The 21078-nt window shown below is 48.4% G+C and carries 17 protein-coding genes; all 17 read left to right on the plus strand.

The window, feature by feature from the left end; translation table 11 throughout:
- Window positions 1-14 precede the first annotated feature (14 nt).
- The 17 genes from clpP (at window position 15) to HNR50_RS13590 (ending at window position 21055) form a co-directional block, all read left to right on the plus strand.
- Entirely contained in the window at window positions 15-632 is a 618-nt protein-coding gene (clpP, locus tag HNR50_RS13510) for an ATP-dependent Clp endopeptidase proteolytic subunit ClpP (protein WP_184747299.1), read from the plus strand.
- Window positions 613-1905, plus strand: a complete 1293-nt coding sequence (clpX, locus tag HNR50_RS13515; protein WP_184747300.1) for an ATP-dependent Clp protease ATP-binding subunit ClpX — start codon at window positions 613-615, stop codon at window positions 1903-1905. The genes clpP and clpX overlap by 20 nt, the downstream gene beginning before the upstream one ends.
- Entirely contained in the window at window positions 1877-4345 is a 2469-nt protein-coding gene (gene lon / locus HNR50_RS13520; RefSeq protein WP_184747301.1) for an endopeptidase La, read from the plus strand. Before clpX ends, lon begins: the two co-directional genes overlap by 29 nt.
- 145 nt (window positions 4346-4490) lie before the next feature.
- Window positions 4491-4895, plus strand: a complete 405-nt coding sequence (locus tag HNR50_RS13525; protein WP_184747302.1) for a hypothetical protein — start codon at window positions 4491-4493, stop codon at window positions 4893-4895.
- On the plus strand, window positions 4895-5866 hold the full coding sequence (locus tag HNR50_RS13530) for a DHH family phosphoesterase (protein ID WP_184747303.1): 972 nt from the start codon (window positions 4895-4897) through the stop codon (window positions 5864-5866). Before HNR50_RS13525 ends, HNR50_RS13530 begins: the two co-directional genes overlap by 1 nt.
- 102 nt (window positions 5867-5968) lie before the next feature.
- Window positions 5969-7153 (plus strand): TetR/AcrR family transcriptional regulator, encoded by a 1185-nt coding sequence (locus tag HNR50_RS13535; RefSeq protein ID WP_184747304.1) that lies wholly within the window; start codon window positions 5969-5971, stop codon window positions 7151-7153.
- Window positions 7150-8526 carry a TolC family protein gene (locus tag HNR50_RS13540; RefSeq protein WP_184747305.1) on the plus strand — a complete coding sequence of 459 codons (1377 nt, stop codon included), beginning with the start codon at window positions 7150-7152 and terminating at the stop codon, window positions 8524-8526. Before HNR50_RS13535 ends, HNR50_RS13540 begins: the two co-directional genes overlap by 4 nt.
- A 2-nt stretch (window positions 8527-8528) precedes the next feature.
- A complete protein-coding gene (locus tag HNR50_RS13545; RefSeq protein WP_184747306.1) occupies window positions 8529-9506 on the plus strand; it encodes an efflux RND transporter periplasmic adaptor subunit in 978 nt (325 codons plus the stop codon).
- A 2-nt stretch (window positions 9507-9508) separates the two neighbouring features.
- Window positions 9509-12661: an efflux RND transporter permease subunit gene (locus HNR50_RS13550; RefSeq protein ID WP_184747307.1), complete on the plus strand. Its 3153-nt coding sequence runs from the start codon at window positions 9509-9511 to the stop codon at window positions 12659-12661.
- Window positions 12658-12936, plus strand: a complete 279-nt coding sequence (locus HNR50_RS13555) for a PG0541 family transporter-associated protein (RefSeq protein ID WP_184747308.1) — start codon at window positions 12658-12660, stop codon at window positions 12934-12936. Before HNR50_RS13550 ends, HNR50_RS13555 begins: the two co-directional genes overlap by 4 nt.
- Window positions 12937-13094: 158 nt before the next feature.
- The gene (locus HNR50_RS13560; protein WP_184747309.1) at window positions 13095-13940 is read left to right on the plus strand and encodes a hypothetical protein; all 846 of its coding nucleotides are present in this window, start codon (window positions 13095-13097) and stop codon (window positions 13938-13940) included.
- A gap of 20 nt (window positions 13941-13960) precedes the next feature.
- Window positions 13961-14557, plus strand: a complete 597-nt coding sequence (gene rdgB, locus HNR50_RS13565) for an RdgB/HAM1 family non-canonical purine NTP pyrophosphatase (protein ID WP_184747310.1) — start codon at window positions 13961-13963, stop codon at window positions 14555-14557.
- Window positions 14558-14580: 23 nt separating this feature from the next.
- Window positions 14581-16377, plus strand: coding sequence for an oligoendopeptidase F (gene pepF, locus HNR50_RS13570; protein ID WP_184747311.1), 1797 nt, complete (start codon window positions 14581-14583; stop codon window positions 16375-16377).
- Between the two features lie 100 nt (window positions 16378-16477).
- Window positions 16478-16996: an EXPERA domain-containing protein gene (locus HNR50_RS13575; protein ID WP_184747312.1), complete on the plus strand. Its 519-nt coding sequence runs from the start codon at window positions 16478-16480 to the stop codon at window positions 16994-16996.
- A gap of 63 nt (window positions 16997-17059) precedes the next feature.
- Window positions 17060-18334, plus strand: a complete 1275-nt coding sequence (serS, locus tag HNR50_RS13580) for a serine--tRNA ligase (RefSeq protein ID WP_184747313.1) — start codon at window positions 17060-17062, stop codon at window positions 18332-18334.
- Window positions 18335-18430: 96 nt separating this feature from the next.
- A complete protein-coding gene (locus HNR50_RS13585; RefSeq protein ID WP_184747314.1) occupies window positions 18431-19501 on the plus strand; it encodes an N-acetylneuraminate synthase family protein in 1071 nt (356 codons plus the stop codon).
- Window positions 19502-19519: 18 nt separating this feature from the next.
- A complete protein-coding gene (locus HNR50_RS13590) occupies window positions 19520-21055 on the plus strand; it encodes a DUF3369 domain-containing protein (RefSeq protein WP_184747315.1) in 1536 nt (511 codons plus the stop codon).
- The last annotated feature ends 23 nt before the right edge of the window (window positions 21056-21078 follow it).

Consider the following 21078-nt stretch of genomic DNA (forward strand, 5'->3'; position numbering starts at 1 on the left):
CAAGGATCTGCAGTATGAATGAACAGAACAGCACATTGGTACCCTATGTAGTGGAACAGACAGGAATCGGAGAACGTTCCTATGATATTTTCTCCCGCCTGCTGAAAGACAGAATTATCTTCCTCGACGGGGAAATAAACGATGTGACTGCGGACCTTGTCGTTGCACAGCTCCTGTTTCTTGAATCGCAGGACCCGGAGAAGGATATCAACCTGTATATCAACTCCCCCGGCGGTTCGGTAACAGCGGGACTGGCAATCTACGACACCATGCAGTACATCAAACCCGATGTAACCACGATCTGCATGGGTCAGGCCGCTTCCATGGGAGCGGTTCTTCTGGCGGGCGGCACAGCCGGCAAACGGCTTGCCCTCCCCTCGTCCCGCGTTATGATTCACCAGCCCTGGGGCGGTGTTCAGGGACAGGCCAGAGATATCGGGATTCAGGCCAGAGAGATCGTAAGACTCAAGAAAATGCTCATCAGCTACTTCGCCGCCAACACGGGCAAGAGCGAAGAGCTCATCTCACAGGATCTGGAAAGAGACTTTTTCATGTCTGCCGAAGAAGCGACAGAGTATGGAATCGTAGACAGGATTTTAAGAAGAGAGACAGATGGCCAGATCAAAAAGTAAAGATATGAAAGTGTGTTCTTTCTGCGGAAAGACATCGGACTCAGCAAAAAAACTCATAGCCGGACCGGGTGTTTACATCTGTGATGAATGCGTCAATGTATGCAACAAGATTCTCACAGAGGAAAACGACCTGATAACCGCCGACTTCGACGAAGAGCTGCCTACGCCCAGAGAGATCAAGGACTTCCTTGATTCCTATGTGGTCGGGCAGGATAAAGCCAAAAAGGTACTCTCCGTTGCGGTTTACAATCACTATAAAAGAATTACCCACAGCGGAAAGATCGAAGATGATGTGGAAATTGAAAAATCCAACGTTCTCTTTATCGGTCCCACCGGTACGGGTAAAACCCTTTTGGCCTCCACGTTGGCCAAAAGACTCAAAGTTCCCTTCGCCATTGCCGACGCCACGACATTGACCGAAGCCGGTTACGTGGGTGAAGACGTCGAAAACATCCTCCTGAAACTGATCCAGGCGGCCGGCAACAACATTGCCGCAGCTGAAAAAGGGATCATTTATATCGACGAGATTGATAAAATCGCCAGAAAAAGCGAAAACGTGTCCATAACGAGAGACGTTTCCGGTGAAGGTGTTCAGCAGGCTCTCCTCAAGATCATCGAGGGAACCGTAGCCTCCGTTCCTCCCCAGGGCGGAAGAAAGCACCCCAACCAGGAAATGCTCAAAATCGACACTTCCAATATATTGATTATCTGCGGCGGAGCTTTCGTCGGACTCGACAGCATAATCGACTCCCGCGTATCTCAGCACCCTCTGGGATTCGGAGCGGATATAAAAGTTTCGGGAGACAAAGACCTGGCGAAACTATACGACCAGATGCATCCCGACGATCTGATAAAATTCGGACTTATTCCCGAGTTTATCGGACGGCTCCCCATTCACGTATCGCTGGATAACCTCAAGAGAGAGGATTTAATCCGGATTATAACTGAACCTAAAAACTCGATCATTCGCCAGTATGAAGCATCGATGAAACTGGACAATGCGGAGCTGCACTTCGAAACAGCAGCTATCGAGGCTATTGCCGATCTGGCTCTGGAACGAAAGACAGGAGCCAGAGGTCTGCGGTCGATTGTGGAAAAAGCGATGACCGAGATCATGTACGAGCTTCCGTCCATTCAGGGAATGAAAAAAGTGATCGTCACCAGCGATGTGATCAAAGACAATCACAAACCGGTCATTATTACCGATCCGGAAAAAATGAACGAACCCTGGAAGAACGAACTCTATGAAACTACTAAGCAAATCTCCGCTTAAGAAAAACAGTCTAAGCAGTAACAATAAAAACCAGCTTCCCCTCATTCCCCTGAGGGAGCTGGTTATTTTTCCCTATTCGGTCGTCCCCTTTTTCGCCGGACGGCCCGCGACAATCAAAGCCATTGAAAAAGCGATGGAAGGCGATAAAAACATCTTCCTGGCTTTTCAGAAAAACAAAAACGATAATCCCACGCCCGATGATCTTTTTCCTGTCGGTACCGTAGCTCATATCCTTCAGATCCTCAAGCTTCCCGATGGAAGCCTCCGCGTTCTGGTTGAAGGCAAGTCCCGCGCCGATGTCCTGAAGGTTTTCGAGAAAGAGGGAATGGCCAATGTAACCTACCGCCCCATTCCGGAGCCCGGCGCGCCGACCAAAGTGGAAGCCTCCCTGATGGCCACAGTGAAAAACTCCTTCAGGGAGCACAGCAAGCTGGTTAAAAAGCTCCCGGCTGAAGTAGTGGCGAACATTGAAAAAGCTGAATCTCCCGACAGATTGATTTCATTGGTTATGACTAACCTGAAGCTTCCCTCTGATAAAAAAATGGAGTTTATCACAACCCGGGACAACCGCGTCCGGATGGAAAACCTGGCGGTTTCTCTGGAAATGGAAAACGAAGTCATCACCCTGAAGAACAACATCAACGGACGGGTGAAGAAAAAAATGGAGAAAACTCAGAAAGAGTATTTTCTCAATGAGCAGCTGAAGGAAATTCAGAAAGAACTGGGTTCGGAAGACAACGACCCTTCGGGCTCAAAAGAACTGGAAGACAAAATCATGGCGCTGGATCTTCCCGAAGAAGTCGAAACAAAAGCGCTGAAAGAATTGAAGCGCCTTTCCCGCCTTCAGCCCATGTCTCCCGAATCAGGAGTGCTGAGAACATACCTTGAATGGATTACCGATCTCCCCTGGGGCATAAGGACCGAGGACAACAAAAGCCTGAAAGCCGCTGCGGAGATCCTCGACAAAGATCACTACGACCTGAAGACAGCCAAAGAGAGAATCCTCGATTTTATCGCCGTCCGTCAGTTAAAGGAACATCTGAAAGGTCCCATTCTCTGCTTCGCCGGACCACCCGGAACGGGAAAGACCTCATTAGGGCGGTCTGTTGCCAAAGCTTTGAACAGGGAGTTTATTAGAATATCCCTCGGCGGTGTCCGCGATGAAGCGGAAATCAGAGGCCACAGAAAAACTTATGTGGGAGCGCTTCCCGGCAAAATCATACAGTCTCTTAAAAAAGCGAAAACGGAAAACCCCGTATTCCTTCTAGACGAAATAGACAAGATGAGCAGTGATTTCAGAGGCGATCCCGGCGCGGCTCTACTGGAAGTCCTGGATCCGGAGCAGAACTCCACTTTCGTGGACCATTATCTGGAAGTACCCTTCGACTTGTCTAAAGTTATGTTTATAACCACAGCCAATACGCTACATAATATACCCCGTCCCCTGCTGGACAGAATGGAAATAATAGAAATCCCCGGGTACACCGATTTCGAAAAACTGGAAATCGCCTCGCGGTTTATCATTCCCAAACAGCTTGAAGAGAACGGAATCGACAAAGCCGATATCACCATGGATGAAGAGGCGATACTCAAGATAATCCGGTCCTACACAATGGAATCCGGCGTGAGAAACCTCGAAAGGGAAATCAGCCAGGTTATCCGCAAGATCACCAGAAAATCTATAGAAGATTACCAAAGCCGGGGCGGCCGCTATGTCATCAATACGGCATCTCTCCATCAGAATCAGGAAAACTACGCCGTAAGGCAGATTGATGACGGAACGGACATCGATCTCTCCCATGTGAGCATACATGTCACAGCCGGGATGATCTCCGAATACCTCGGAAAGGAAAGGTTTTCCGAGTCCGACCTGAAAAGCACGACCAAGAGCGGCATGGCCACAGGTCTGGCCTGGACAGAGCTGGGCGGCAGGGTTCTTCCTGTGGAAGTCAAACTCTACGAAGGTGCCGGAAAACTGATACTGACGGGAAAACTCGGTGATGTCATGAAGGAGAGCGCCCAGATCGCCCTCTCCTTTCTGCGCTCCAACGCAGAGATCTTCAAAATCGATCCTTCTTTCAGTAAGGACAGGGATATTCACATCCATGTTCCGGAAGGGGCCATACCCAAGGACGGGCCATCGGCCGGCATAACCATGACAGCGGCCTTGCTTTCAGCTATAAAAAATGTTCCCCTCAAAAAGGGAATCGCCATGACGGGAGAGATAACCCTCACAGACAGACTCCTTCCCATAGGCGGCTTGAAGGAAAAAGTCCTGGCTGCTCACAGAAACAATCTCTTTACAGTCCTCATACCGGAAAAGAACAAGAAGGATAAAGAGGAACTGCCTCCGGAAATTCAGGAATCGATGAAGTTTTACTTCTGCAGTTCCGTCATCGATGCCCTGGAAAAGCTTTTTCCCCGGGGAACTTTCAAATAAAGACAGGGCTTGTAACTCTTTAAGAAAAAAGTTCCTGGCGCTTGATAATTAAACTAAGTTGTCGGATAATTTAATCTGGACGTAAAATCTGCGATTCGGCAGACCGGGCGAAAAGCGCCCTTTCTTAATATCAGGAGGCTTTCAGGTGAAACACAAGATTATTACAGTTTTATTGATTCTCTTTATCTTTACCGGGATATCGGTTTTTGCGGACACAGCAGAATCGGATCTCTACGTCAAAACGATTTATATAGTCAAAGTTTACAATGACAATCATGGTTTTCGCGTCGATTATCAGAATTCCAATATGAAACTCTATTCCATCTATATGCCGCAGAAATGGTTCGGCGAAGCGGCGGGCTATGGTGAAGTGGTATATGGAAACCATCCTTCAGCTCCCTATATGTCCGTCTGGTACAAAGAGGGAAAAGTCGATCACTTCAGGCTCTATGTGAAAGAGGATTTTAATGATCCTTCCTGGGGAACTTTTCCCTTGACTGGTGTGAACGAAGATCTCTTTCAGGTTGAAGAACTCACGATCATATACTGATGGAAAGAGATGCGAGACCAATTCTCGATGCCCTGGAGAAGTATGATAATTTTATCATCGCCGGGCATCAGGAACCGGATGGAGACTGTCTCTGCTCTCAAATGGCTTTAGCCAGTTTTCTCAAACGAAAAGGAAAGAGCGCCAAACTGGTTTCCGCCGGGCCCTTCAACCGTCCTGAAATCCGCAGCTGGGAAAAATTTTTCTCTTCAACAATCAGAAACGACGATTTGCAGGGCAGCACACTGGGAATCATTACGGACTGCAGCTCTCCCGATCGGACAGGCCCGCTTGGCGAACAGCTGGAAAGGCTCCCCCTTATGGTAATTGACCATCACAGTGCGGGAGAGGATTTCGGCGATTACCGGTTTATCGATTCGAACAGCCCCTCCACGACTCTTCTCGTACAGCAGCTGATTGAAGCGTCGGGCATGGAACTGACCGAAGAGGAAGCGGAGTTTATATTTCTCGGTTTCTGTACGGATACGGGGTTCTTCCGGCATATTGGTTCGGGAAAACCCGATGTTTTCCAGGCAGTCTCCAGGCTTGTCGAAGCCGGAGTATCACCCAACGCCACACATAGAGTGATGACCGGAGGCAGAACCCACGGTTCGAGAAGGCTGCTTGGCCGCATACTGGAGCGCTCGAGACTCCATTTCGACGGGAAGCTCATTATTTCATGGGAAACTCTCGAAGACCGGAGAGAACTGGGTACTGACGACAGGGATTCCGATTCCATGTACCAGATGCTCCAGAGTATAGGCGGAGTGGAATCCGTCGCCGTGATACAGGAAGAGGATCTGGATCTTTTCTCCGTCGGATTACGTTCAAACTTCGATACGGATGTCGGCGCCATAGCCAAAAGCTTCGGAGGCGGCGGACACCGGAAAGCTGCCGGCTGTACCCTCAAAGGGTCTAAAGACGAAGTCCTCGACCGTATTATCAAAGCTTTTCAAATATTAAATAACAGTTAATATTCAATTTTCTCTATGAATTCTCTTGCCCTTCGGGCTTTCAGTTGATATTTTCTTACCAAACGGTCGTTAACAGTTAACAACCGTTCGGTAACATAAAATATGAAAAGCGTAAAACACCTGAACAGAAAAGAGGAAATCATCGATACCGCATTCAAAGTGTGGCAGTTGAATTGTTTCACCTCGACATCTCTTAACGATATTGCCGAAAGCCTGGGAATGACCAAACAGGCCATATACCGGTATTTCAAAGGCAAAAGCGGTCTCATTTCTGAAATGAGCAGCCGTATTACCGATCACTATAGAAGTAATTTTCGCGATTTCCGCCGTATTGCGGAAACAGAATCCCGCGATCAGATTGTTAGAGAATTCATAAGGAACCAGATTGAGTTTTTCAGAAACCACAGCGAATACCTATCCTTTCTTATTTCAAAAATCAGACTGGCCGACGAGGGAAGAAGAAATTTTATAGAAGTGATTGCCGAACAGACCGGCTATCTGCAAAAGGAACTGGATGTTAAGCCCTCAGCGGTAAATTACATCCTGAATCTCATTGTCTTTTATATATTTATTGATTCGCTGAAAAGCACGGAAGAACTGACCGGGAGGATTTACACTCTGGTTACCGAAGGCTTCGGAACAGAACTTCTTGCAAAACCATCGGATCCGGAAAGACTGTTAAGGGAAAACCGGATTCCTGAAAACGATATGACCGAAGAGAACAAAGTCCTGCAGTCGATCTCTGAAGTGGTTATGGAGGAAGGCCCCCACAACGCATCGCTCGACAAAATAGCGAAACGGGCGGGGATGACCAAAAGCAGCCTCTATTTCTATTTCAACAATAAAGAGGAGATGATTACAGAAACGATAAACAGGCAGACAGAAGCCTTTACGGAATACTATTTTGAAAAGATTTCCGCCTATGAAGAGGTGGGAGACCAGCTCTTCGCCCACTTTGTTCTGACAGCCAGCATGACCATTGAAAGGCCCAAAACCGTTTCGATGATCCACTGGTTTATCCGGAGGGGAATCGGAGACAGCTTCCGAAAACCGACGGAATTTGAAAAATACAGGGTGTTTTTCGAAAACGCCGCCAACTACCGCTATCTCAATACCCACGGGATAACGGCTGATCAATTGTTATTACTGGTCAACTTCTGCGTGACCTTTGAAGTGAATAATCAAACAAACAGAGACCTGGAGAAGGAGAGCAAATACGGGTTGGTTCACGACCTGTACGATCTCTTTGTCCATGGACTGAAAGCATTACAGGAGAATAAAAAATGAAAAAAGTGTACATAATGATTTCAGGATTGATAATGCTGATGGCCCCTCTCGCGGCCCAGACAGAAGTCATAACTATCGATAAGGCAATTCAGTTGCTTCACATGAACAACCTGGACATCAAAGCCAAGGCTTTTGATTTGAAGGTTGCCGAGAGGAACAGGAAAACGGTTTGGAATAACTTTCTGCCGACGCTGGGGGTCTCTGCCGGATCGGCACTGATGATGAACCCGGGATATATGGAGTCAGTTACAGATTACTCAAATTTTCCATCAGTGGTTACCATAGACGAACCCGCCGGACCGGACGACGCCAGATTGGGTCTCGATGTGAGCTTCAACGCCCAGCTTATGATCAACACGGCACTGGGAGCGGGAATCAGAAACTATGTTCTACAGTACGAAGCCGGGGAGATATCCTATGAAATGGCTGTCAAAGGGCTGGAAATGAATACCAAGATCCAGTTCTACAGCCTTCTCAATATGCAGGAACAGATCAAGATCATGACAAAAGGAATCGATCTGGCGGAAAAGCGCTACCTGCAGGTGCAGGAGAACTACCGCAACGGCCTTATCCCCGAACTTGATGTTCTGCGGACCCAGGTCGGTTACGAAAGCCAGAAACCGGGACTGTCCACTATGAAAACCCAGTACCAGAATATGCTTATGGGTTTCAAAGTCATGCTGGGAATCGATATGAACCAGGAAGTTGAACTTGATGGTTCCCTCGACATAGACACGTACCGTTTCGACGGAGACGATCTGATTGAAAAGTACCTCGGCAAATCCCTGAGCCTGAAAGCAATGAACAAAAATCTGGAAGTGCTGGAAAATACGAAAAAGATGCAGTCTCTCTACGCCTGGACACCGACACTTATGCTGGGTTACAACCTGACTGCAGCCAGCTATAACCCCTGGGCCAGAGACTATCCCACCGAGACGGACTCCTGGTCATTCCCCGATGATTTCGGAACAATAACTCTGGGACTTTCCATCAACCTCGACAACTACATCCCCGGATCAAAAAAGAGCGTGGAAATCAACAACATGAAAGACCAGATCGCCCAGCTGAAACTGTCGATCCAGCAGTCTGCCCTCCAGGCGGAAGTGGATGTTCTCAATACACTGTCCAAGCTGGAAAACTCCATTCAGCAGCTCGAAGCCAACAGGCTGAACGTGGAACTGGCCCGCAAAGCCTACGAGATGACCAGCGAAGCCTACAATCTGGGAACCAAGGAACTGCTCGATGTTGAGTCCGCACAGAATGACCTTCTCAGCGCCGAAGCGAAAGTGCTGGGAGAGCAGTTCAACTATCTTTCCGGGCTTCTGAACCTGGAATACACATTAAATACGTCTATTGAGGAGATTTTGAAATAATAATGAGCGATACGGAAAAGAAAAAAAGCAAAATACCGGGACTGTTGATTACCCTCGCGGTTCTGGTATTGGCCATAGGTACGGTTTACGTTCTCAGAGAACGGAACAAAACAGCCCAGGCTGAGCTGGCATCGGAAGCGACTGTCGAAACCGAACAGGTTTTCGCCGTCAACACGACGCCGGCCACCGAAGGGCGCATTATGGATTACCTCTATGTCAACGGAGATATTGTCTCCGGAGATGTGGTGGATGTCTATCCCGATACGGCGGGAAAACTCACCGATATCCGCGTATCCACAGGCGACAGAGTGAAAAAAGGCGACCTGCTGGCCTATGTAGACCCATCGCGCCCGGGAATGAATTTCACAAACAGCCCGGTTTACAGCCCCATCAGCGGTACCGTAACCTCTTTCCCGGGAAATGAAGGCTCGACTGTGGCCGGACAGTCTCCCATCGCCACGATCGGAGACCTGAGCAACCTTCAGGTCAGATCCTATATATCGGAACGTAAAATTTCCATGATCGCACTGGGTATGCCGGCGAAACTGACCTTCGAAGCCTATCCCGGCGAGACATTTCTGGCGCGGATTACGGAAATCAGCCCTGTGGTTGACCCCTCGTCCCGTTCCATGGAGATCAAACTCAGCCTGAACAGCCGCAACACCCGGATCAAGTCGGGAATGTTCACCAAGGTGAAAATAACAACATCGGTCAAAGACAACGTCGTCAAAATTCCCACGGACTGCATCAGCGAGAGATACGATGAAAAATTCGTCTATGTCGTCAGTGCCGATGAAAAAGCTGAGAAACGGATTATCGTTTCCGGTATTTCAGTCGGAGATGTGACGGAAATCCTCTCGGGGATTTCACCGGGTGAAAAAGTGGTTATTCAGGGTCAGTCTCTTCTGGAGGATGGCGTTCCCGTTAAAGTGATCAAGGAAATTGCACCTCTGACTGAATCGGCAGAAAAAGAGGGCTGATTATGAGCATAACCCGTACAGTCGTCAATAAGCCGGTAACGATTTTCGTTGCCTTTGTCATTCTCATAGGGCTGGGGCTCTATATCAGTCCCCAGATTCCTCTGGATCTTTATCCTGAAATCAATCCGCCGATTCTGGTTGTGTTCTCCAATTATGAAGGAGCCGGTCCGGAAGAAGTTGAAAATACGCTGACCCGGCCACTGGAAGGCCAGCTGACTAATGTGAGCAACATAAAAGGTATGACGTCCACCTCTTCCGAGGGGACCAGTATGATCCTGCTGGAATTCGGCTGGGGACAGGATATTTCCGAATCGGCCAATGAAGTTCGCGATAAGCTGGAGTTTATAAAGGATTTTCTGCCGGAAAAAGCCGGTTCGCCGCAGATTTTTAAATTCGACCCGTCCATGCTGCCGATTCTCGATCTGGTTATCCGGGGAGACAGAACTCCGGAAGAACTGCTTCAGATTGCCGAGGATACGGTTCAGCCGCTCATCGAGCAGGTTGAAGGGGTTTCCATGACCTCCGTGACAGGAGGCCGCAAGCCCATAGTCAAAGTGGAGATTTCCGCCAACAGGCTCGATGCCTACGGCCTGACGCTGACTCAGGTGACTCAGGCTCTGCAGACTCAGAATATTCAAATCGGCGCGGGAAGCATCGAAGAGGGTTCCAAGAAATTCCTGATCAGGACTTCAGGGGAATTCGATTCTCTCGATGATATCCGCAACACAGTCGTTACCTATAAAGGCGGAGTCGTAATGCCCGGCCAGCCGGTGAACCCGGCGAAAGTCATCAAACTCGATGATCTTGCCGACGTGACAATGGGATTTGAGGACCAGGCGAGCGCCGTTTATATCAACGGGGAACCGGGCGTCAATATTTCCGTGCAGAAACAGACGGGAACAAACTCGGTCCAGACGGCGGATAATGTCATCGCCCGTCTCGAGGAAATAAACAAAGTCCTCCCATACGGCGTTAAAGTTGAGGTTATCAGCGACACGACCCAGATGATCCGCATGACCCTCGATCAGGTTATCTCATCAGCCCTGACCGGTGCCATTTTCGCCATGGTGATTCTCTTCATCTTCCTGCGGAGCGTGAAAAGCACATTCATCATCGGACTGTCCATTCCGGTATCTCTGCTGATCACCCTCATGGCCATGTACTTTTTCGGTCTGACGCTCAACCTTCTGACCCTGACCGGTCTGATCCTGGGCATCGGTATGATCGTGGACTCGTCCATCGTTATTCTGGAAAACATATACCGCTACAGGGAGAAAGGAGCCAAGCTGACGGCTTCGGCCCTTCTAGGAACACAGGAAATGATTATGGCCATAACCGCCTCTATCCTGACTACAATCTGTGTTTTCCTGCCCATGCTGATGTTCAAATCCGAGCTCGACGTTATCGGGGTTATGTTTCAGGATCTGGCTTTTACCATCGTCATCGCCCTGCTCTCCTCCCTGCTTATCGCCATAACGCTGGTGCCGACTCTGGCCGGACGGTTTATTCCGCTCCATACGAAAAAACAGAAACCTGTTAAAAACAAAGTGCTCCGGTCTATCGATGACTTTATGGAAAAGCTCTTCTCCGGTCTCGATAATTCCTACATGAAATCTCTCCATACGGTTCTGGACCATAAGGGCGCCACGATATCCATCGTCATTATCATCTTTGCCGCTTCTGTGGCCCTTTTCTCAACGGTGGGAATCAACTTTCTGCCCACATCGGGCGATGACTTCGTCCAGGTCGGCATCGAACTGCCGGTTGGAACCAAACTGGACGTAACGGAAGATGTCATAAACCAGTTCCAGTACTATGTGGAAAACGAAATCGAAGGATACACCGATATTATCGTAACGACTGGAAGCGGCGGCGGATTTTTCGGAGAGACTCCCAGCAACAAGGGATCGATCAAGATACTTCTGCCCAAGTATGAAGAGAGGATCGAAACATCCGATGAGATCAAAGAGCTTCTGAGATCTCATTTCGATGACTTTCCCTCTGTCAAATTCAGCTTCTCCTCCGGCCAGATGGGTATGGGAGGATCTGCCAGCCCTATCGACGTTATCGTCAAATCGGAAGATCTGAAACTGGCCGGCGAAACAGCCATACAGATACGGGACCTGATTCAGGAGCAGATCCCTGAAGTAACGGAACCGACAGTCAGCCTGAATGAAGGTCTGCCCCAGATTGAAGTCAATGTGGACAGGGAAAAAGCCTACGCTCTGGGACTGAACATATACAGCATCGGAAGCGAAATCAGCGCCAATATCGACGGAAAATCCGCAGGGATCTACCGTTCCGGCGGTGACGAGTTCGATATAAAAGTTCTTCTCGAAGAAGAAGACCGGAAGAGCCTCGACGATCTTAACAATATTTTCATAATGAACCAGATGGGAGAGAAAATTCCCGTATCCAACTTCGCCACTCTGGAAAGAACGACAGGGCCGACCAGCATAAACAGGGAAGACCAGTCGAGAGTTCTCCATGTGACCGGAGGACTGAAGCCCGGCGCTTCGACAAGTGCTGTGGAGGCGAAGGTGAGGGATCTCGTTACATCCAACATCGTTGCCGATGACAACGTGATTATCGATTTCGGCGGGGACTGGGCGCAGATTATGGAGATGATTGTCAAGTTCCTCGTCATCATGGTCATCGCCGTTGCCCTGGTATTCGCCGTTATGGCATCGCAGTTCGAATCGCTGCTCGACCCCTTTATCATCTTCCTCTGTCTGCCGCTTATGGCCGTGGGGGTTATCTGGATTTACATCATCACGGGAACGACCTTCAGCATGTTCACCGCTGTCGGTCTGGTCATGCTAGCCGGTATCGTCGTTAACAACGGGATCGTACTGGTGGACTACACCAATCTGCTGAGAGAGAGAGGACTGACGATCCGCGAAGCCTGCGTTCAGGCGGGAGGAAACAGACTCAGACCGATTCTGATGACAACCCTAACTACGATTCTGGGAATGGTGCCTATGGCGTTCTTCCCCGGAGAGGGATCGGAGCTTGTTCAGCCGATCGGTCTGACCGTTATCGGCGGACTGACTGTCAATACGCTCGGAACGCTTTATCTCGTTCCGGTTCTCTACTCGATTTTCAACAGAAAGCACAAGAACAACAGACTTGAAATCGGGGAGGCGGCCAAATGAAAAGAGTGGAACTCATAGCTAATCATTCCGTTGAAGAGGATCTTTTCGAAGCTTTTGAGAGAAGAGATATCGTCAAAGCTTTTACGAAAATTCCTTCGGTACATGGAGCCGGAAACAGCACGCCGAAAAGGGGTGACCATATCTGGCCCGAGGAAAACTTTCTTCTCCTCATTTTCTGTGAAGATGAAGAAGCGGAACTGATAAGCCAGTCCGTATCGGAAGTAAAAGAGCATTTTCACGGTGAAGGAATAAAACTCTTCATTTCACAGATGTAAGAATATTAACGGCTCCGGCACTTGTTGCCGGAGTTTTTTTTATATCCAATATTAACATATCTTAAGATACTCTATTTAAACACGGCTAAAAGCTAAACTTCTCATGGCATACATCTTGCTGATGTATATGTAAATTAGTACATCGGAGGACAAACAGAATGGAGTCAATTACAGAGGCTGTGCTGAAATATCAGGATACAGGAGAAGGCTACGATGCCCTGATCGAACGCATCAGTCTGATCATCTACAACTATCCCAACCGGATCAGCTCTTTGTCAGAAGAGGATAAATGTGATTTTTATCTCAGTTTTTACAGCCGCATTAATGGGCTGATTAACAACTTCACCTACCAGGGCCGGGCCTTTGAAGCCCTGCTGAATCAAACGCTGAAATGGCACTCCCGTTCCTATCTATCCAAGCTGAAAAAGGAAAAGCACCTTATGGCCGTGGAGGTGCGGGAAGAAGAAATTAAAATCAAAGATCTTTTTTCTGAGGCTTCCGAAGAGAGCGAAATAAACAGGATCGAGATAAATCTGAAAAGCAATGCTTCCCGCAAAAGACTGCTTTACCTGGTTCTCATGGACACGCCGAACATCAGCGATAGAGAAATGGAACAATTCTCCCGTATGACAGGATATGACAGCGATTGGCTTCTCGCTCTTAAAGACAGAATTAACGAAATGCTTCACAGCCGAAGCGGAAGATTGACCATATTGAGGGAGAAGCGAAATAACTACTTTTCGAAGCTTCAGTATTACCAGCTGCTACTCTCTGAAGAACTGAACCCCGCCAAAAAAGCGATTTATCACGATAAAATCAACGTTCTTAAAAAAAGGCTCGCTGATACGAGACGCGACATATCTAAAGTGCCTGTGAGGCCGACTCACAACGAAATTGCCGAACTTCTGGGCGTTCCAAAGGGGACAGTCGATTCGGGTCTTCACTATTTTCGCAAAAAAGTCAGGGATTACCATCTGGAAAACGGCTATAGTCTATTTTCCTAAAAGGTATTATCCTTTTCATCATGGAAATAGTATTAGCGACAGGCAACCTCCACAAAAAAGAAGAGCTTGCTGAAATTTTAAGCGGTCACAGGGTTTTGCTGCCTTCCGATTTAGGCAGTTCCTTTGATTGCATAGAAGATGGAGAAACCTATCTGGATAACGCCCTGATAAAAGCCAGGGCTCTTTATCAAGTTGTCAAACGACCAGTCATAGCAGACGATTCGGGGATCTCCGTTCCCGCACTCGGCGGCGCACCGGGTGTCTATTCCGCCCGTTACGGTTCGGAAGAAGCGGGGCGAATGCTCGAAAGCCCGGAGCGTAACGACTTCCTCCTGAAAAAAATGGAACACATCCGGGACAGAAAAGCCTTCTTTGTCTGTTCCATGGTTCTCATGCTCGATGATTACAGAATCTACACAGTACAGGAAACATTTTCCGGCGAGATAGCCCGCGAACCCTTCGGCGGTGGAGGCTTCGGATATGACCCCCTGTTCTATCTTGAAGAATACGGCAAAACAGTTGCCCAGCTACCGGCCGATGTGAAAAACCGCATATCCCACAGAGGGAAAGCGGGAGCTGCCATTAAAGATATAATGGACCGCCTCGAATCAATGTGATTATAATTAAGGAGTAAAAAAATATGTCAAAAACCATACCCGAAAGAAAAGATGTGAAAAAAGAGCACCAGTGGAACCTGGTCAAGCTCTTCGAATCGGAAACCAAGTGGGAAGAAGCACTGAAGGATTTCGAAAAAATGATCCCCGCTCTGGGGGATTTCAAAGGCAGACTGGGGCTCTCTTCCGACAGCCTGAAAAGCTGCCTCGATTACATGAACAAAGTGGATCAGCTCGATGAGAGACTGGGTGTTTACGCCTTCCTCCGCCAGGCGGAAGATCAGGGAAACAGCGAATCGACCGGGAGAATGTCCCGCTACATGAGAGTGGCGACACAGGCGGGAGCTGCCTCGAGCTGGTTCCGCCCCGAACTGCTCTCTCTCGACGACAAAACAATCAAGAGCTACATGACAGATAAGAAACTCTCCGATTACAGGATTTCCCTCAACAAACTGCTCCGTTACAAACCTCATACGCTCAGCGAGAAAGAGGAAACCCTTCTTGCCAAACAACAGGAATTTACCTCGACTCCGAACAAAGCCTTCAACGCTCTGACCAATGTGGATATGGATTTCGGAACCATTGATACGAAAGAGGGAACCCGGCCCCTGACTAACGCCACTTTCAATCTCCTGCTTCAAAACGAAGATCCTGAAGTCAGAAAGAAAACATACGACCAGTTCTACGGAAAACTGGAAGAACATAAGAACACGATCGCCGAACTCTACGGCGGCAGCGTGCAGACCGATATTTTCAATTCTTCGATCCGGGGATTCTCCAGTGCCAGAAAAGCCAGTCTTTTCGCCGACGATGTCCCCGAAGAAGTATATGACAGCCTCATTCAGGCCGTTAATGACAGTCTTCCAGCCCTCCATGATTATTATGCTCTTCGCAAAGAGGTCCTGGGGCTTGATGAACAGCATATCTATGACACCAAGACGCCTCTCGTCAAAGATATTAAAGCCGAACACTCTTACGAAGAAGCCGTGGAGAAAATATATTCCGCCCTTGAACCGCTGGGTGAGGAATACAGATCGACTCTCCGCGACGGGCTTCTGGGCAACTGGGTCGACCGCTATGAAAACAAAGGGAAACGGTCCGGAGCCTTCTCCTACGGAACATATAACGGCGAGCCCTACATCATGATGAACTATAACGATGAGAATATCCGGGATATGTTCACTCTGGCCCATGAAGGCGGACACTCCATGCACTCCTGGTACTCGGTAAAGAACAATCCTTTCCAGCATTACAACTATGCCATTTTCGAAGCGGAAGTAGCCTCGACTTTCAACGAACAGCTGCTCTCCGACTATATGATGAAAAACACCGATTCCAAAGAGATGAAAGCCTATCTCATCGGAAATCAGATTGATGATATTCTGGCCACTGTCTACCGGCAGACCATGTTCGCCGAATACGAGCATATATGCCATAAAATGGTCGAAGAGGGGCAGCCTCTCACAATTGACTCGCTGCGCGCCGAATACAGAAAACTTCTGGAAAAATATTTCGGCCCCTCGGTTATCCTGGAAGAAACGAGCGACCTGGAAGGACTGAGGATCCCCCATTTTTACAGAGCTTTTTATGTCTACAAATACGCCACAGGACTTTCGGCATCCATTTCGCTGGCCCGAAGGGTACTCGGTGGCGGAGAACGGGAAAAGGAGGATTATCTGAACTTTCTGAAATCCGGCGGATCCCGATTTCCCCTCGAATCGCTGAAACTGGCAGGCGTGGACATGAGTAAGCCGGAGCCGGTAAAAACGGCGCTGGAGCACTTCGCATCACTGGTTAAGGAATTGAGAGCCCTGCTCACCTGATATTTTTTCAGGTGCCGGTAACCTGGCTAGGGGAGAAAGGATTATTTCCTTCTCCCATATCCATATTGATTTTTCGTCCATCCCCCGTCATAATCTCCTCATGAAAGACCCCAACAATCTCCCCTTGAGGGACAGACCAATCGATATCTTCTTCATAATCATGTTCGCTCTCTTTATCGTCACCTCAGGCATCGCCGATCTTCTGCCGACTATCGGCGTTCATATGGCGCCGGACAGTCCCAATTTTATCGCCAGAGCCAACTACAACTACGCCTGGGAAACAGATCCCCTCTTTCTCTTTACGGCCGATCACCCTGTTCCGGTCTGGATGAGATTCGTCACGGGACTCTCAGCTTTCGTCTATCCGGTTTTTTATGTCTTTTTCATCATCGCCGCCTCGAAAGGCTGGAACAGAATACAGGTGCCGGCGATTATGTACGGAACGGCTATTTCGGTAATAACGGGAGTGATCGTCTTCGGAGTGGAGTTTTTCGGGGAGCCCGAATGGCGCTGTCAGAACGTTCCCAAGTTTCTCAGTCTCAATCTGCCTTATGTTCTTATCCCCATTCTTCTTATAATAAGGATGAGGAAGGAATACCCCTTTCACCGAAAATTCTAAACTGACAGAGCGCTCTGTCATCACACTTGCACCTCAGAGCGCTCAAATGCTATATTCTCATCTATGTTAGACCTTAAATTTATCAAAGAGAACATTGACGCCGTCAAGGAAAACATCCGCAACAGGAACGTCCAGGCCGATGCGGATAAAGTAGTAGAACTCTACGACGCCAGAAACAAAGCGCTCCAGGAACTGGAGGAACTGCGCCGTCAGAGAAATGAAAACGCCAAAAAGATGAAGGGCAAACTGGAGCAGGACGTCCGCCAGGCTCTTATCGAAGAGGGAAAGTCGATCAAAGAACAGATCGCCGCGAAAGAAGCCTCATCGGAGGAAATCTTCTCGTCTCTCAATGAACAGGCATCTCTGATTCCGAACATGGCTCATCCCGATGCTCCCGTTGGTAAAGAGGACAAGGACAATACGGAGATTAGGAGGATCGGAACCATTCCTCAGTTTTCTTTCAAAGCGAAAGACCACGTGGAACTGGGAGAAGCCCTCAAACTCATCGATTTTGAAACGGCGACCCGCGTTTCCGGATCGAAATTTTATTATCTTACAAACGAAGCGGTCATTCTCGAACTGGCCCTTACCAGATATGCCCTGGATATCCTGCAGAAGCACGGATTCATGATGACTCTCACGCCGGACATAGCCCGGGAAGAGATCGTCGAGGGAATCGGATTCAATCCCCGCGGTGAAGAATCCAATATTTACACGATAGAAGGAACGGGAACCTGTCTCGTCGGTACGGCGGAGATCACTCTCGGAGGATACCATGCCGGGCAAATCATCGACCTGTCAAACGGTCCGATTCTGATGGCGGGAGTCAGCCACTGTTTCCGCCGCGAAGCGGGATCGGCCGGTCAGTATTCCAAAGGGCTCTACAGAGTTCACCAGTTCTCAAAAATCGAAATGTTCGTTTACTGTAAAGCCGATGAATCAGACGCTCTCCACGAAAAACTGAGAGAAATTGAAGAGGAAATCTTCTCCTCCCTTGATATACCTTTCCGCGTCGTCGATACCTGTACGGGCGACCTGGGCGGACCGGCTTACAGGAAATACGACCTGGAAGCCTGGATGCCCGGTAGAGGCGAAGAAGGAGACTGGGGAGAAATTACCAGTACATCCAACTGTACGGACTACCAGTCCAGACGGCTCGGCATCCGCTATAAGGACGAGAAGGGGAACAACGTTCACGCTCACACGTTGAACGGAACGGCGATCGCCATCTCAAGAGCTATCATTTCCATAATGGAAAACTTCCAGCAGGAAGACGGATCAATCAGGATTCCGGAAGCTCTGGTTCCATACACCGGATTTTCCGAAATCCGCCGCTGACTGACTACTGCATGATAAATACGGCGCCCCACGGGCGCCTTTTTTACACCCTGCTTCCCTCTCCACTCACCCCTTCAACCTGCCGATAATCAATTAATGAATCAGAAAACCTATATTATCGCCGAAATCGGCACAGCCCATCAGGGCGATATGAATAAAGCGGAAGAGCTGATACGGGTGGCCGCTGAGACAGGCGCCGATTGCGCTAAATTTCAGGTTGTCTTCGCCGATGAGATTATCCATAGGAACACGGGATCTGTCCCTCTTCCGGGCGGAGACACCCCCTTATATGAAGTTTTTAAAAAGCTGGAACAGCATGAATCCTTCTACAGAGAGCTGAAGAACCTGACTGAAAAATCGGGACTGGATTTCCTGGCTTCCCCATTCGGACTCAAAAGCGCTGTAATTCTTAAGAATATCGGATCGACGCAGTATAAAATCGCCTCGCCGGAACTGAACCACTACCCTCTTCTGGAAAAAGTCTCGACTTTCGGTGGGAAAATAATTCTTTCCACCGGAGTCTCCACACTGGGAGATATCGAGCTCGCCCTGAACATAACAGGCAGAAAGGATGTTTCGCTGCTCCACTGCATTACGGCCTACCCCGCTCCGCCCGAAGAGTACAACCTGAAACTGATTCCCCTCTACAGCCAGATATTCGGTGTTCAGGCAGGTGTCTCTGATCACTCAACCGATCCTGTCCTGGTCCCCGCCCTGGCAACGGCACTGGGAGCATCAATAATTGAAAAGCATTTTACGCTTTCCAACGAAACAGACGGACTGGATGATCCCATAGCTCTGGCTCCGGAAGCTTTTTCGACTATGGTAAAAGCGGTCAGGGACGCACAAAACCATTCCTTTGAAAAAACCGTAAAGGAACTTTCGAAATCATATGAAAGGGATATGATTTCCGCTGTGATCGGAAGCGGAGAAAAAAAGCTGGCCCCATCAGAATGGGACAATTATGAAAGGACGAACCGGTCACTCCATGCCCTGACAGCTCTGAAACCGGGAACAGAACTGACAGAAAAAAACTGCGCCCTGCTCAGAACTGAGAAGATTCTCCGCCCCGGAATCTCTCCGTTATTCTACAAAGAAGTGCTGGGCAAAACAGTAAAAGAAAAAATTCCCGACGGAGAGGGGATAAGATGGCAGGATATTCTCTGATATCCTATACTGGAAGAAATGTCTGATATTATACATTTTGCCGACGAATCAGAAGATGACCAGACGAATCTCCCCCCCAGAAAGAGCTGGAAAGTTCTCATCGTTGATGATGAAGAAGACATTCATCAGATAACAAAGATGGTGATGGACGATTTCCTCTTCCAGGAGAGAAACATCGTTTTTCTCGATGCCTACTCGGGCAGAGAAGCCAGAAAAATTGTAGAGGAACATAGAGATATCGCTGTCATTCTTCTCGACGTGGTCATGGAAACCCAGACGGCGGGACTGGATCTGGTGAAATATATAAGAGAAGTGCTGGGCAACCACATGACCAGAATTGTTTTGAGAACAGGTCAGCCGGGAAGCGCTCCGGAAAAAGAAGTCATTGTCAATTATGATATTAATGATTACAAACAGAAAACCGAACTCACCAAATCCAAACTAGACACCACTCTCATAGCGGCAATCCGCGCCTACAGAGACCTTGTCATTCTGGACAAAAGCCGCAAGGGGCTGACCAAGATCATTGATGCCTCTTCGGATATTTTTGAATTCAATTCCATGAGGAAGTTTATTGAAGGCATCCTCCTTCAGCTGACAAGTCTCCTGAAACTGGAAGAAGACACCATGTATCTGGAAACATCGGCTGTGGCCGTTGATGAGGATGATAGATCTTTAAAAATAATCGCCGCTACAGGAAAATATTCTGTACTTGCCGATGACACTTTAGCGGGAAATGTTCCCGAAGATGTGTATAAGCTGATACGCCGCTCATTGACCAATAAAGAATCTTTTTTTGATGGCAACTATTACGTCGGGTATTTCCAGTCCGGAGGTTCCAGGGAGAACATACTGCTTCTCGAAGGATCCTATAAACTGGAATCGACTGACCGTTATCTGATTGATCTTTTTTCCTGTAACATCAACATAGCCTTTGAGAACAATTACCGCCACCAGGAGCAGGTCAATACCCGGGACGATATTCTCTTCAAGCTGGGAGAAGCGACGGAAAGACACAATGCGGCTCATACCAGTCATGTGAGACGGGTCGGAGAAATCGCCTTCCGCCTGGCTGAGAAACTGGGAATGAACCAGGAACAGGCCGAAGAAATAAAAATCGCCGCAGCCATGCATGATGTGGGAAAGATTCTTCTCAACGACAATATATTGCATAAAAGCACCGCTCTCTCCATTGATGAAAAGGAAGCGATGCGTCATCACACTGTGAAAGGCGAGGAAATCCTCCGGAACAAAAAATATCAGCTGCTGGAGAATGCCGCCACGGTCGCAGCTCAGCATCATGAAAGATGGGACGGAACAGGGTACCCGAAAGGATTGAAAGGGGATCAGATTAGCCTGAGCAGCCGGATCACGACTCTGGCTATGATATATGATGCCCTCAGCCATGATCAGCCGTACCGCAAAGCCTGGTCGGAAGATAATGTCATGGCCTTTTTATCTGACAATTCAGGCAAGATATTCGACCCCGATCTGGTTAAAACTTTCGTAGAAAATTACGATTCCATAAAAGAAGTCAACAAGATGTACCTCTAGAGTTTTTTCTGTTAAAATCTTTG

Source organism: Spirochaeta isovalerica (assembly GCF_014207565.1).
GTDB classification, from domain to species: domain Bacteria; phylum Spirochaetota; class Spirochaetia; order DSM-2461; family DSM-2461; genus Spirochaeta_F; species Spirochaeta_F isovalerica.

Bases quoted from the DNA above. Each gene is read 5' to 3' on its own strand.
- clpP (WP_184747299.1), top strand. From the start codon at position 15: ATGAATGAACAGAACAGCACATTGGTACCCTATGTAGTGGAACAGACA.
- clpX (WP_184747300.1), top strand. From the start codon at position 613: ATGGCCAGATCAAAAAGTAAAGATATGAAAGTGTGTTCTTTCTGCGGA.
- lon (WP_184747301.1), top strand. From the start codon at position 1,877: ATGAAACTACTAAGCAAATCTCCGCTTAAGAAAAACAGTCTAAGCAGT.
- HNR50_RS13530 (WP_184747303.1), top strand. From the start codon at position 4,895: ATGGAAAGAGATGCGAGACCAATTCTCGATGCCCTGGAGAAGTATGAT.
- HNR50_RS13535 (WP_184747304.1), top strand. From the start codon at position 5,969: ATGAAAAGCGTAAAACACCTGAACAGAAAAGAGGAAATCATCGATACC.
- HNR50_RS13540 (WP_184747305.1), top strand. From the start codon at position 7,150: ATGAAAAAAGTGTACATAATGATTTCAGGATTGATAATGCTGATGGCC.
- HNR50_RS13545 (WP_184747306.1), top strand. From the start codon at position 8,529: ATGAGCGATACGGAAAAGAAAAAAAGCAAAATACCGGGACTGTTGATT.
- HNR50_RS13550 (WP_184747307.1), top strand. From the start codon at position 9,509: ATGAGCATAACCCGTACAGTCGTCAATAAGCCGGTAACGATTTTCGTT.
- HNR50_RS13555 (WP_184747308.1), top strand. From the start codon at position 12,658: ATGAAAAGAGTGGAACTCATAGCTAATCATTCCGTTGAAGAGGATCTT.
- HNR50_RS13560 (WP_184747309.1), top strand. From the start codon at position 13,095: ATGGAGTCAATTACAGAGGCTGTGCTGAAATATCAGGATACAGGAGAA.
- rdgB (WP_184747310.1), top strand. From the start codon at position 13,961: ATGGAAATAGTATTAGCGACAGGCAACCTCCACAAAAAAGAAGAGCTT.
- pepF (WP_184747311.1), top strand. From the start codon at position 14,581: ATGTCAAAAACCATACCCGAAAGAAAAGATGTGAAAAAAGAGCACCAG.
- HNR50_RS13575 (WP_184747312.1), top strand. From the start codon at position 16,478: ATGAAAGACCCCAACAATCTCCCCTTGAGGGACAGACCAATCGATATC.
- serS (WP_184747313.1), top strand. From the start codon at position 17,060: ATGTTAGACCTTAAATTTATCAAAGAGAACATTGACGCCGTCAAGGAA.
- HNR50_RS13585 (WP_184747314.1), top strand. From the start codon at position 18,431: ATGAATCAGAAAACCTATATTATCGCCGAAATCGGCACAGCCCATCAG.
- HNR50_RS13590 (WP_184747315.1), top strand. From the start codon at position 19,520: ATGTCTGATATTATACATTTTGCCGACGAATCAGAAGATGACCAGACG.